The following is a 12,472-nucleotide window of genomic DNA, read 5'->3' as shown; positions in this document are numbered from 1 at the left end:
AATGCGTCAATTCCTTCCATTGCGTTGCATCTGCTTCAAGCCTACGTAGGGGCAATGAAGACAATCATCAGCCACAACGTGCAGAGGCCATAATGGGTTGGCTGATCGGCGGCGCGATAGTTTTGATAACTTTCTTGTTTTCGCGCAGAGCTGGCGCTGTTGTGGTTGCTTCGCTCGCCGTTGCCTGGGTCGGACTTTGGCTCGTCACGGATCGTAAAAGCGAGCAGGAGCCCTCGAACCAATCCGTCTCTATCAATGCGAACCCCGATCCCCAGCTGTGTCCAAATCCGGATATGCCGATCTCGGTCCGGATTACCAATCATGCGGACACGGCCCTTCAGACTGTCTCATTCAGCCTAGTTGCCAAGCAACGCAAGTCGATCGTTTACAGGGCGTCCCATACGAGTGATGAAGTCATCGCGCCGGGAGAGACCTTCTCGACGTGCTACGGACTAAACCCTCTTTCCTTTGCGATCCGCACTGTCCGTTATGAGCCGCGAGAACTGGATTGGGTGGGCGAAACTTCCCTAACCCGGTTTGCGAGCTCGTAAGCCGCGCTGCACGCCCGTGCACGACCTTCGACATTGGTCCCGCCGGTCTTCGCGCTGCCTGACCGGCCAGTTCTGACCATTGACCGCCAGGAGAACCGCGCGATGCCGCTGACAGTCTACAAGTTCGAGGTCATCGAAGGTCAGGAGTGGATATTCCCGGCCGATGACGACGACTATGAGACCTTCTCAGTGATGGATGGTCGCGTCATTCAGGATTGGATCGCTCCTGTCATGAAACTGGACACGGCGGATCGGACCTATTCCGATTTCCCCTGGCTAGGCGAGCACGCGCCGATCCTGAAAAGACCCGCAGTCGACGCACTGGCGCCGGTTCTCGCAGAGCATGGGCAGCTTCTGCCCATGAAGGGGGAAGAGGTTTGGCTTTTCAACACCACGACGGTCCTCGACGCCCTCGATCATGAACAGTCACGCATCGCCTATTTCGACAACGGAGACATTCTCGATATCGAGCGTCATATCTTCAGGAGGGAGAAAATTGGAGCCGCACAGCTCTTCAAACTGCCGATGCGGGCTTCGGCTGTCTATGTCACCGACAGTTTCGTGGAACAGGTCGGCAGCGCTGGACTTCGCGGTGTCTCGTTCATCCGCGTGTGGACGTCGGCAGAGAAATGACCGGGCGCGCCAGGCTGGCTGAGCCCATAAATCTGCCGTTCGAGGTTCGACATGTCCAATCTCCTGTATCTTGAATAATGGGCCCCGATCAGGGTACTTCTTTCAGGGGCCAAACTTCAACGACGCCGTGTGCAATCGCGCACGGTACGTGGGAAACCTTCTCTATGGCGTCGGCCAGATCGGTGGCCTCGATGACGGCAAATCCCGCAATCGGCAGGGCTGACGACATGAACGGTCCATCGCGGGTTTCCAACCCGCGCGCCTCCGGATTGCGGACCTGCACCGGTGTGCCGGCGATCCCGATCACGGCGCCCTCGGACCGCAGTTTTGCGTCCTGGGCATGCGCGGCGTCTTTGACGGGTCCGGGCGTGCGATCGTAGCCAGCCGGGTCGCCATATCCGATTGTGATAAACTTCGGCATGGTCTCGTCTCCTTTCCTTTCAGTGGTATGCGGCGGGCCGGCCACAACGGCGTCAGGTGCGGCTGCAGACCGTCTGGCGGTCAGTAGCCAGGCGCCTATCCGGCGTCCTTGAGTGGCAGGGCGTACGCTATGATCTTCTGATCGGTCAGACCGGGACTGAACCCGAGAACATTCGACGCCGTCACGTCGTGCGAAGGGCATCTGCGAAAACCAAGGCCCTCATACAGTTTGCACGCCGCCATCATGAACTCGGCGGTGTGCAGCGTGAGAGCACGTGCTCCATCTTGTTGGGCGCGTCCTATGCACCACAAACAAAGTGCCCGACCGTAGCCACGTCCGTGAGCGGAGGGCGCGACGGCCAATGTTCGAAGCCCCGCAACACCGGAAGGCCACCCCATTCCCTCGCGCGACGCCTCTGCGTAATAGGTGACCGTTCCAACGAGCCGCCCTTGCGTCTCGAGCACCGCAATATCCGCCTGCCCCCACCGGCTCGTGAAGTCGCGCGAGTCTCTCAAATAGGGATCGAAGATGTGGGCGGGCAAAACTCCGCGATATTGCGCGAAAGCGTCGGTGACGAGAGCGGCCGTGGCGCCAAGTTCCCGAGGCTCTGCAAGGCGAACCCTATATTCAGTGTCGATCATTCCGTGTCCTCGTCCAAGGTGAAGGAAAAAGACGGCTTCCCTCAAGGCTCGCGGCGCTCAACCTTTGGCGATCTCCCATAGTCCGGAGCAAAACCGGCCAGGCGTGCATAATCGCGCACGACCTATGATGAGAAGATAGCGCGCCAACGTCCGGCGCTCCGATCTGCATTGCAGCCATTGCCAAGATATCGAACGAGTCTTGTGGCGGAAATGACAAAAAGATTGCATTTTCTGCCAATGCCTGGCGTTACCGTCATTGTCTCTTCAATATGATGATCAGCCTGATAACCCGCCCCATGTCATTCTGCTCTTCATCAGATAGCGGCAACGCCGGTCGCGAGGGAGCTAAAGCAGTCATGCCTGGGCAGCATACGCCGCAGGATCTCCGCAGCGTCCGGATAGGCAAGCACGGCTCGCCAAGCGCTCGATCGCCACCACGCAGGAGCACGCGAAAAATTCGCCGGGAAGCCGCCACCGCCATGATCGCGATCGCTTCGAATGCGCCTAACATGGGCACCAAAACCGGCAGGAGAAGAAGGCTGGCGACCCGTGCCGACCAGTCCGTTGAGCGCACCGGTGGCAAGCGAGACGCTCAAGAGCACGAGCCATTGATCCAACAGGATCTCCTTTTCCGATCCGCGTCAGCTTGGAAAAGCCTCGTTCAATTCAGCGATCGCCTCGCAGGTCAGCAGCGAGACGGGGCGATTGCCAACGAGGAAGAACAGCTTGGTCGTCTCCAGTGAAGGCCATTATAAGTGACGCACCAACAGCGTCAATAAATATATTGACATTTTGTCACAGATTGTATAGCTTTTTATTGACGAAATGATTTAATCCGTCAATATACGAGTCTCCAATGGGCGTGAAGCAAACCGTACGTCGGCAGTATCAGGCGATTGTAGATACGGCGCATGGAAACGATATCGAGAGACCCGCTGAAGGCTGGATCCGAACCGTGCGCAGAGCTTTGGGCATGTCGGGCGCGCAACTCGCCAAGAAAATGGGCGTCACGCGCTCGCGCATCGCGCAGGCCGAAAAAGCCGAGCTTGATGGCGGTGTGACCTTGAAGTCCATGGAGGCGATCGCAGAAGCGATGGGTTGCCGCTTCGTCTACGCCTTTGTCCCACCTCAGGCGATCGAAAATGTCATTATCGCCCAGGCCAGGAAAAAAGCACAAGCGATCGTCGGTAGGGCCGCAAAGCATATGGCGTTGGAAGACCAAACTGTTTCGCACAGCCTGACCCAGCAGGAAGTCGCGCGCCTGATGAATGAGCTGATGTACCAGATGCCCTCCGATTTCTGGGAGGATAAGTGACCTTTGAGTTCGAATATCCCGATGGTGCGACCCCTCTCGACCCAAACGAAATCGGCGGGCTGAAATTTAAGCATCTTAAAACGCAGAGTGAGCTGGACGAGCTCGAACAGGCGAACATCGCTTCTGGACTGCGCTGGATTTCTCGTATGCGCCGAAAAGATATTCTGACCGATGACTTTGCAATCGAGCTTCATCGGCGCCTTTTTGGCGATGTTTGGGATTGGGCGGGCGCATTTCGCAAAACGGGGAAAAACATTGGTATCGATCCCGTGCAGATAGGAGTCCAACTGCGGGGGCTCATGGATGATGCCCGGTATTGGGCTGATAACAACACGTACTCTGCGATCGAGGTGGCTGTCCGGCTACATCATAAGCTGGTATTCATTCATCCGTTTCCGAACGGTAATGGCCGGCATGCGCGCATCATGGCGGATGTCGTTCTTGAAAAGATATATGGAGCCGAACCTATCAACTGGACATCGGGCTCCGATCTTCAAAAGATGAGCGAGAGACGCGCCGCCTATATCGCGGCGCTGAAAGCGGCAGATAATTACAATTTGGAACCGCTGTTGGCTTTTGTGGCGCCCGGGGTCTCTTGACTTCCTGCGACGCATTTCACGTCGACGCCAAGGCGGTCGCCGGGCGATGACAGGCTTCTTGGTGATGCCGTGCACGACATCTCCAACTGTCTCGACGGAATATTCCAATCCCACGATGAACTCCTCGATCAAAACATCCCGTGCCGTTCCCTCGCCGCCGCTCGACAGCAGATGGGCCACCTGCTCTCCAACATCTCGACCGTCCAGACAAAGACGCACGCCGGTGCTTCCACTTCCGACCACCGGCTTGACGATCACCGGAAAGCCGATCCGGATCGCTGCTTCGACAGCGGGCGGGACATTGTGGACCAGTTCATAAGCCGGGGCGAGCAATCCGGCATTCTTGAGCGTTCCCCGCTGGCTCTGCTGGTGGCTAGTTCCTGATCACCTATGTCCCGGACCTGGTGCTTCGGCTCCCGCGTTTGGCCGACGCGATGCGATGACGATAGGAAAAGCCGGCTTGACGTCGCCTTCTTCTTATTGTCCATTTGCTCAACGAAATTAAGGCCATTCGTGATTACAGCATTCTCTGAACGACGAACACCGTCTCAGCGCCGTCGTCAGCGCAGGTAGAAAATGCAGCTTCCGATCAAGGCCATCCTGGTTTTTCACGCCGCAGCTCGTGCCGGCAGCATTTCCCGTGCAGCCGCAGAGCTGAGCGTGACGCCATCGGCGGTCAGCCAGCAGATCCAGTTGCTGGAGGTTCAACTTGGCGTCTCCCTGCTTGCTAAAGCCGGCCGAGGCGTCGTGCTGACGGAGGCCGGCGAACGTTATTTCTCGATGATCGCCGAGCAGATCGAGCGCATCGAGGAAGCAACCGGCACGATCCAAGGATTTCGCTCAGTTACGACGCTGACCGTTCGCGCTACCCCCACCCTGTCCAACAAGTGGCTGCTGCCACGCCTCGGCAAGCTGCTCGACCAGCATCCCGATCTCGAAGTTCGCCTTGACGGCACCAATGAGCCCACCGACTTCAACCAGGAACTGGTGGACATTGAGCTTCGCCACGGCAATGGACGCTGGCCGGGACTGTTCGTGGAAGGTATCGCCGACGAACAGTTCATGCCGGTCTGCTCGCCCGATTATGCCGCAGCAGGCAGCCTCCAGCCGCAGGACCTGCTCGATCACCGCCTGATCCATTCGGTCAAGTCACAGGCGCAATGGACGACCTGGTTTCAGCTGACCGAGGTTGCGCCGCAGGAGCGCTGGTCACGGATTCTCTTTGACCGCAGCCATATGGCGATCGACGCCGCGATACGCGGCATGGGCATTGCCCTGGAGAGCACGCTGATGATGGGCGACGAATTGAAGAGCGGGCGGCTGGTCTGCCCGGTCGCAGCGCCACCGGAAATCCGCATTGTCACACAGTGGATCGTCTGCCCGCGGGACCATCTGCGTCAGAAGAAAGTGCGGATCTTTCTCGATTGGCTGCGTACCGAGCGGGATGTCTGGCAGGCTGCTCAGCGCGACGCTGTCTCCTGACGGCAGATCCCGTAAGGGCCGAGGGCCGCCACGGGATCGCTCGTATTTCGCTGCCGCTTCAGTAGAGGCCCAGCAGCCGGATGGGCGTCAGCGTCAGCTGCGGGAACAGCACCAGTGCGAGAATGGCCCCGACCAGGATGGACATTGGTGCAAGCGAGCCCTTGATCACATCCTCGATCGACATTTTCGCCACTTGCGCCACGGCAAACAGGCAAACCCCGACCGGCGGCGTCACCAGACCAAGCGTCAGGGTGATGACCATGACGATCAGGAAGTGAATCGGATCGACCCCGAGGGAGACGGCCGACGGCATCAGCACCGGGATCAGGATGAACATGGCGGCGATGGCATCCATGAACATGCCCACGACGATCAGGAACAGGAAGATCAGGACGAGAACCATGGTCGGACCGGTGCTGATCGCGGCGAGGAACGTCGCCACCTGCGCCGGCAGACCGTCGAAAGTGAAGACCCAGGCGGCCAGCTTGGCGGTGGCGGCAATGAAGAGGATCGTGCCCGAGGTCCGCGCCGTTTCGATGAAGATCGTGGGCAGTTCCCGTAGCGAAATTGTGCGGTAAAGGATGACCGATAGAAACAGGGTATAGAGCACGGCGATACCGGCTGCTTCCGTTGGCGTGAAATAGCCATCGACGATACCGATCAGCAGAATGACGGGCGTCAGCATCGGCAGGATGGCCGCGATGCCCGTTGTCACCACCAGGCGCATGTTGAACGGCTTGGATGGGTTGTAGCCGTACCTTACCGCGTAAAAATGGTTAAACACCATGAACATCAGCGCGATAAACAGGCCGGGTATGAGGCCCGCGACCAGCAGCGTGCCGATGGAGGCATTGGCGATCGATCCCGCAATCACAATCAGGATTGACGGCGGAATGATCGACGAAAGGGTGGAGGTACAGAGCGTCATCCCCACGGCATAACCCTTGGGAAATCCATGGCGCTCCATCGCCTTGATCTCGATTGCGCCGATGGAAGCAATATCGGCAACAGACGACCCGGACACGCCGCCGAAAATGACGGACGATGCCACGTTCACATGGCCGAGGCCGCCCGGCAGCCAGCCGACGATGGCTTCAGCAAAGTCGAAGAGCTTTTCGGCAACGTGGCCGCGCTCCATCAGCACCCCGACCAGAATGAACAGCGGCACCGCGACCAGCAGGAACGAATTCATCGCCGAGAACATGCTCTGCGCCAGAAGATCGATCGGCGTCGAGGTAAAGACCACGATGGCCAGCACGCTGGCGAGGCCTAGAGCAACGGCAAGCGGAACGCCAAACGCACTCATCACCAGGAAAAGGACAAGAAGAAGGAGGCTCATGGCTGCTTCTCCGGCTTGGGCAGTACAGTTTCGGCGAGCGTGATTTCCGGCATGCCCTGGGCGGGATCGGAAATTTCAATGAGGTCGCGGCGTGTCCGTAAGGATTCGAAGATGGCAAGTACCGCCAAGACGGAGCTAAGAGGCATGATGAGGCCGATCACCCACATGGGCACGATCAGCGTGGCCGTGGTTTCGTTCATCATGAACTGCTGCTTGACCAGATGATAACCGGTCCATCCGGTCAGGACGAAGAAGATGACCGACGTCGTCACATAGATCGGCACCGAGAGCCGCTGGATCGCGCGCGGCAGCATCGCCAGAAAGACAACCACGCGCGCGGTTTCCACCGTGCGAAAGCCCGCCGCCAGTCCCAGGAAGATCATCCACACGAAAAGATAACGCGTAGCCTCCTCGGTCCATGAGACCGGAACGCCGAGAAGACGGCTTGCGACCTGGAGAAGGACGACGATCAGCACGCCGAACACGGCGATGCCGGCGACGACGTCGGTCATGCCCTTGATGATCTTGTTTAAGAGAGAGCTGTTTTTAACCATGGCTTATTCTCCTGTCCGGACCGGTGCAGGACCGGTCCGGCTTGGGACGAAGGATCAGTTCTTTCCGACGAAGGCGATGGTCTTGTCGAAGAAGGCCTGGTCTTTCACCAGTCCGGCAAAGATCGGGTAAAGGCCCTTCGAGATCGCGACGAACGCCTTTTGCTGCTCGGGCGTCAGGCGGTTGATTTCCATACCGTGCTTCTGCAACTCCGCGATGGTGGTCTCCGCCGTCGCTGCGTCGTTTGCGACCTTCCAGGCCTCGGCTTCCTTGCCCGCCTCCCCGAGCGCCTTCTTATGCGCGTCGCTCAGTCCTTCGAATTTCGCAGGATTGATGCCCAGCACCCAGCCGTCACCCATGTGGTTGGTGATCGAAGCATATTTCTGCACCTCGTAGAACTTGGCGCTGAGCGGTACGTTGATCGGGTTTTCCTGGCCGTCGACGACCTTCAGCTGCAGGGCGTTGTAAACCTCCGCGAAAGCAAGGGGCGTCGGCGCCGCACCCATCTTCTTGAAGAATTCGACCCAGAGCGGATTGTTCGGCACGCGGAACTTCAGCCCCGACAGATCCTGGGGCTTCGTGATCGCAAGCTTGGAATTGGTCATCTGGCGGAACGGACGCGGCCAGAGATTGATGCCCTTGATGCCGATCTTTTCGAGATCGGTGATCAGCTCCTGGCCCGGCGCGCCCGAGAGGTAGCTGCGCAGCTGCGCCTCGTTGTCGAAGACGTAGGGGATGGAGATCGCCGAGAACTTCGGATTGAAGTTGGCATAGAGCGATGTCGCGAGCAGCAGCATATCGAGCGAACCGCCGGCCAGCTGCTTTACGGCACCGGAGGGATCGCCGCCATAGAGCGTGCCGTTCGGGAAGACCTTGACGGTCAGTTGGCCGTTGGTCTTGGCGGCCACGAGTTCAGCGAATTTGTTGGCGGCAACGGTGATTTCGGAATTGTCTGGATCAGGCGTAGACAAGGTCAGCGTCGCTGCCTGGACGATCGAGGCGGTCAGCATGGTAGCCGCGGCCAACAGGCTGCGAAGTGCGAAGTGTTTCATTTTCATTCCTCCCTTTTGATAGTCTCAACTGGATGTCAGGCGGACTAGCCTCCGCCCCGGTTCATGCGTTGCAATTGAAGAATGACGCCGCTGTGATCGAGATCGCCGTCACCATCATCCACCATGGCTTGAAAAAGCCGATCAACCTCCTCGCTGACCGGTAGCGTCAATCCAAGGCTGCGCGCAAAGGCTAGCGCCGTCGATGTGTCCTTCACCTGATATTTCGCGGGCCCACCGGGCTGGAAATTGCCTTCCACCATGCGCAGGCCGTGCTGGCGGAACACAGTGGAGTCGGCGAACCCGCCGAGCAGAGCCTCGCGCACCCTGGCCGGATCGGCGCCGCCACGCTTGGCGAGCGTCAGCGCTTCGGCCACCGCGCAGATGGTCGAGGCGACGATCAACTGATTGGCAAGCTTGGTCAGCGCGCCGCTGCCCGCCGGGCCGACATGCGTCACCCGCCCGAGAGGAGCGAAGACCGGATGCAGCCGATCGACGACTGCGGCATCCCCGCCAGCCATGATCGCAAGCGTTCCTTCCCTGGCACCCTTCTCACCACCCGAAACCGGCGCATCGACACAAGCCACACCGTGATCGGCGGCCGCCTTGGCCAGCGCCACGGCGGTCTCCACCGGAATGGAGCTCATGACGGCCAGGATCGCTCCCGGCCGCATGGCGGAGATCACGCCATGTTCGCCCATCAGCACCGTCTCGCAGACGGGGCCGGAACTCAGCATGCAGATCACAACGTCGGCGTCCGCTGCGGCAGCGACGGCATCAGATGCCGTGACCACGCCGCGGTCGCTCAATGCCGCCGCCTTTTCCGGCGTCCGGTTCCAGCCCGAAACAGCAAAACCTGCCTCGGCCAGACGCCCGGCCATGGGACCACCCATGATGCCGGTGCCGATGACGGCAATGCGCCTTATGCTCTCGGTCATTTGTCCGTCTCCCGCCATCACGGATAGTCCCGGCGTGAAAAGCGGACCGGCCGCTGCTCGACGATCAGCGGCGGGAAAGCCTGCCGGAAACGCTCGAGATGCGGCGTTTCCAGATGGGCGTCGAAGGCGGCCCTGCTATCATAGACCTCGTAGAACACCACGGTATCTTCCGATCCTTCAGGGCAGATCACGTCGAACTGCCGGCAACCAGGCTCATCTGCGGTAGAGTGCCGGGCGTCATCCCGCGCAGCTTCCAGGAAAGCCCGCATCTTGCCGGGCTTCACCTGGAATTCCGCGATCACGACAAAGGCTGGCGCGCTCATCTGGTCACCCGTGCTCACGCTGCCGCGCTCTTGGCCGGGCGGAAGCTACCTACCATTTCCTGGCGCAGCTTCACCACGTCGAGGTCATTGACGATCTCGACGTCGTCGAACGAGACGATCTGATCCTTCTTGATCGGCCGCTTGAGCTTGACGTTATGGGCAAGACCGATCGGCAGGGCCTTGAGATCAAGGCTGCGGGTTGCCGGAATGGCATTGGCCCAGACGGCATAACCGCCCTCGCCATCCAGCATTTCGCCGGGCTGCATGTCCTTCTTGGCGGTCGCGACCGCATCGCCGCGGAACTCCTTGGAGCAACCGGTCGGCTCGTTGCGCAGCACGGCGGACAGGACGCTGATCGAGGTCTCCAGGCCGATGATGTGGAACGGACGCCACATCGAGGCATACCAGCCCGACGGATCGGTCAGCAGGCCATATTGCTTGAAGCAGGACCGGGCATATTCGTTATGCGCCTTGAAGGTGACGAACACGCCGTAGCGGATGTTGTTGAACACTTCGCGGCCATCCGGTTCCTGGCTGGCGGCAATGTCGACGAGACCCGAACGCGCCATGCGGCCACCGTCGGATGCCGGGCGGAAAACGCGAGCGAGGTCGTGGAGGCCAGCGGGCGGGAACGCCAGGCCGTCATCCGGGCAATCCAGGCCGGTGCCATTGGCGACCGCAGCCATTTCGATCGCGGCCTTGGTGCCGTCGGTGAAGGAATTGTAGAGTTTCGGGTTGAGGTTGTCCGCGGCGACCTGTTCCTCCGTCCAGCCGAACAGACCCCAGACCGTATCCGGTGTGGAATAACGATAGCGCGGCTCGAAATTCATGCCCTTGCCGGCGGCGGTAATCTCGAAGCCGGTGGCGCGTGCCCAGTCGACCAGTTCACAGATCAGCGCCGGCTGATCGCCGTAGGCCATGGAATAAATGAGCCCCTTGGCGCGAGCCTTCTCGGCCAGGATCGGGCCGACCATGACGTCGGCTTCGACATTGACCATCACCACATGCTTGTTGTGCTCGATCGCGCCCAGCGCATGGCGGGTGCCGGCGATCGGATGGCCTGTCGCCTCGATGATGCATTCGATTTCGCCGCATTCGAACAGCGCCTTGACATCGTCGGTGATGAAGGTCGTGCCGTTCTTGACGGCATCCCCGGCGCTGGTCGCGCTGTAGCGCTCCTTGGCCCAGCCAACCCGCTGCATGGATTCCTTCGCCTTTCCGACATCGAGATCGGCCACGGCAACCATGTGCAGGCCGGCAATGCGCTGGGCCTGGGCGAGCACCATCGACCCGAACTTGCCGGCACCGATCAGGCCGACCCTGACCGGACGTCCATCGGCGGCACGAAGCGAAAGCAGTGAATACAGATTCATTTCAACATCCTCGGCTGGGGAATATCTTTTACATAGAGCCCGGCCGGAGACCGATCGATAACAACCGCTCCCGGATTGCGGGGCATGGCTGCCCCTCCGGCGAATGCGGTTCCAGCGATGATAAAGTCTCCTCCCGGAGAACGCGGCAACCTGCCTGCGCCCCTCTCGGCCGCCTCCCACAAACGGCTTGTACCCAGACAGTAGGAGTGAAAAGCGGTTAGCTCAATTTAGAAGATTGGGAATATGCGTTAGATTTTCTAAGCATTCTTAAGCGAGCCAAGTTCAGGTCGCGTACCAGCTCACAAACACCGGAATGGCCTGATCCAAAGGGAGGGTAACGAGGTGCTGAGGGGAATCGATCCGGTCTTAAGTGCTGAACTGATGCATGCTTCCGTAGACACGACTACACCCGACCCGCAAAGCTCAAACGTCATTCAAAATCACATTGCCAAGCGGGCGCCATCCAGAGATGACATCACCGCTCAGCGAGCTACCAGATTGGACCAACCGGACTGGCAACTGTAGGCGTCAAACGGCGTCAACGCGAGCCCTACGCCAAACCTCGAACCGGTCGAGGGTTTCCCTGTTCGGCGGATACACGCCAAGTGTCGATTTGCCAGACTCGATCTCCAGCTTCAGGAACTCCTCCTGCTCCTCCATTGCAACGGCTTCGTCAGCGATCTCGTTCACATATTCCCGAGGGATGACGATGACAGCCTCGCTGTCGCCGAAGATGATATCGTCGGGATAAACCGCAACACCGCCGCAGGCGATCGGCTGGTTCATATCCGAGGCGTGGTGGGCAACCAGATTGGCCGGCGCCGCCGGGCCCATGCAATAGGTCGGGAGCCCAAGCTGGGCGATATCGGCCGTGTCGCGAACGCCGCCATCCAGCACAAGGCCAGCGCATCCGCGGTAGACAAGGCGCCGAGCCAGCATCGCGCCAATCCCGGCAATCTCCACCAGCGAGCGGCAATCGAACACGAGGACGTGCCCCTCGGGCATCGTGTCGATCGCCTTGCGCTGCTGGTTGGACGGATCGGAACTGTAGGTCGAGCCGTCGATGTCTTCCCGGGCGGGAATGTAGCGAACGGTGACGGCCGGGCCGATCATCGGCTTGTCGGCGGCGGCCAGCGGTCGCACGCCGCGAACCGCGGTGTTCCTGAGCCCACGCTTCAGCAGCAAGCTACTCAGGGTCGCAGAATTTGTCCGCAAAAGCTTTGCGTAAACCAATGGGTCCAAAGCCGTCATGATAA

Annotated in this window: 15 protein-coding genes and 1 pseudogene; 6 read left to right on the top strand and 10 right to left on the bottom strand. The window is 59.8% G+C overall.

The features are described 5' to 3' along the window. The first annotated feature begins 92 nt into the window (after window positions 1-92). Window positions 93-551, top strand: a complete 459-nt coding sequence (locus MOV61_RS04680) for a hypothetical protein (RefSeq protein WP_040124223.1) — start codon at window positions 93-95, stop codon at window positions 549-551. Window positions 552-653: 102 nt separating this feature from the next. Continuing rightward, entirely contained in the window at window positions 654-1,184 is a 531-nt protein-coding gene (locus MOV61_RS04675) for an imm11 family protein (RefSeq protein WP_247135740.1), read from the top strand. An 88-nt stretch (window positions 1,185-1,272) separates the two neighbouring features. Here MOV61_RS04675 and MOV61_RS04670 read toward each other — a convergent pair whose 3' ends face one another. Together MOV61_RS04670 and MOV61_RS04665 are read right to left on the bottom strand one after the other, a co-directional pair. After that, window positions 1,273-1,605: a YciI family protein gene (locus MOV61_RS04670; RefSeq protein WP_247135739.1), complete on the bottom strand. Its 333-nt coding sequence runs from the start codon at window positions 1,603-1,605 to the stop codon at window positions 1,273-1,275. A 95-nt stretch (window positions 1,606-1,700) separates the two neighbouring features. Further along, window positions 1,701-2,246: a GNAT family N-acetyltransferase gene (locus tag MOV61_RS04665; RefSeq protein ID WP_247033906.1), complete on the bottom strand. Its 546-nt coding sequence runs from the start codon at window positions 2,244-2,246 to the stop codon at window positions 1,701-1,703. A 479-nt stretch (window positions 2,247-2,725) separates the two neighbouring features. On the opposite strand from MOV61_RS04665, the gene MOV61_RS04660 reads away from it, so the two are divergent. The 3 genes from MOV61_RS04660 to MOV61_RS04650 all read left to right on the top strand — a co-directional run bounded on the left by MOV61_RS04660 (window position 2,726) and on the right by MOV61_RS04650 (window position 4,160). Continuing rightward, a complete protein-coding gene (locus MOV61_RS04660) occupies window positions 2,726-2,989 on the top strand; it encodes a hypothetical protein (protein ID WP_247033905.1) in 264 nt (87 codons plus the stop codon). Between the two features lie 113 nt (window positions 2,990-3,102). Then, window positions 3,103-3,561, top strand: a complete 459-nt coding sequence (locus tag MOV61_RS04655; protein ID WP_247135738.1) for a mobile mystery protein A — start codon at window positions 3,103-3,105, stop codon at window positions 3,559-3,561. Beyond that, window positions 3,558-4,160: a mobile mystery protein B gene (locus MOV61_RS04650; protein WP_247135737.1), complete on the top strand. Its 603-nt coding sequence runs from the start codon at window positions 3,558-3,560 to the stop codon at window positions 4,158-4,160. Before MOV61_RS04655 ends, MOV61_RS04650 begins: the two co-directional genes overlap by 4 nt. 138 nt (window positions 4,161-4,298) lie before the next feature. Here MOV61_RS04650 and MOV61_RS30555 read toward each other — a convergent pair. Next, window positions 4,299-4,493, bottom strand: a pseudogene (locus MOV61_RS30555) (hypothetical protein); the annotation flags it as partial. Between the two features lie 243 nt (window positions 4,494-4,736). Between MOV61_RS30555 and MOV61_RS04640 the strand changes: the two are divergent. Further along, window positions 4,737-5,642, top strand: a complete 906-nt coding sequence (locus tag MOV61_RS04640; RefSeq protein WP_247135735.1) for a LysR substrate-binding domain-containing protein — start codon at window positions 4,737-4,739, stop codon at window positions 5,640-5,642. A 58-nt stretch (window positions 5,643-5,700) separates the two neighbouring features. On the opposite strand, the gene MOV61_RS04635 is transcribed toward MOV61_RS04640, so the two are convergent. From MOV61_RS04635 to MOV61_RS04605, 7 genes are all read right to left on the bottom strand, one after another. Beyond that, on the bottom strand, window positions 5,701-6,981 hold the full coding sequence (locus MOV61_RS04635) for a TRAP transporter large permease (protein ID WP_247135734.1): 1,281 nt from the start codon (window positions 6,979-6,981) through the stop codon (window positions 5,701-5,703). Beyond that, complete coding sequence (locus MOV61_RS04630; protein ID WP_247135733.1) at window positions 6,978-7,535, bottom strand: TRAP transporter small permease; 558 nt, start codon at window positions 7,533-7,535, stop codon at window positions 6,978-6,980. The genes MOV61_RS04635 and MOV61_RS04630 overlap by 4 nt, the downstream gene beginning before the upstream one ends. A gap of 54 nt (window positions 7,536-7,589) precedes the next feature. Next, window positions 7,590-8,585 carry a DctP family TRAP transporter solute-binding subunit gene (locus tag MOV61_RS04625; RefSeq protein WP_247135732.1) on the bottom strand — a complete coding sequence of 332 codons (996 nt, stop codon included), beginning with the start codon at window positions 8,583-8,585 and terminating at the stop codon, window positions 7,590-7,592. A 44-nt stretch (window positions 8,586-8,629) separates the two neighbouring features. Next, the gene (locus MOV61_RS04620) at window positions 8,630-9,520 is read right to left on the bottom strand and encodes an NAD(P)-dependent oxidoreductase (RefSeq protein WP_247135731.1); all 891 of its coding nucleotides are present in this window, start codon (window positions 9,518-9,520) and stop codon (window positions 8,630-8,632) included. 17 nt (window positions 9,521-9,537) lie between these two features. Next, window positions 9,538-9,843: a putative quinol monooxygenase gene (locus MOV61_RS04615; RefSeq protein ID WP_247135730.1), complete on the bottom strand. Its 306-nt coding sequence runs from the start codon at window positions 9,841-9,843 to the stop codon at window positions 9,538-9,540. Between the two features lie 14 nt (window positions 9,844-9,857). Then, on the bottom strand, window positions 9,858-11,216 hold the full coding sequence (locus MOV61_RS04610) for an NAD(P)H-dependent oxidoreductase (RefSeq protein WP_247135729.1): 1,359 nt from the start codon (window positions 11,214-11,216) through the stop codon (window positions 9,858-9,860). 528 nt (window positions 11,217-11,744) lie between these two features. Further along, window positions 11,745-12,467 carry a ribonuclease activity regulator RraA gene (locus tag MOV61_RS04605; protein WP_247135728.1) on the bottom strand — a complete coding sequence of 241 codons (723 nt, stop codon included), beginning with the start codon at window positions 12,465-12,467 and terminating at the stop codon, window positions 11,745-11,747. Between the last annotated feature and the right edge of the window lie 5 nt (window positions 12,468-12,472).

Source organism: Neorhizobium sp. BETTINA12A, assembly GCF_023006485.1.
In the GTDB taxonomy this organism is placed as follows: Bacteria; Pseudomonadota; Alphaproteobacteria; order Rhizobiales; family Rhizobiaceae; genus Neorhizobium.
This window is presented reverse-complemented; position numbering and strand designations above follow the sequence as displayed.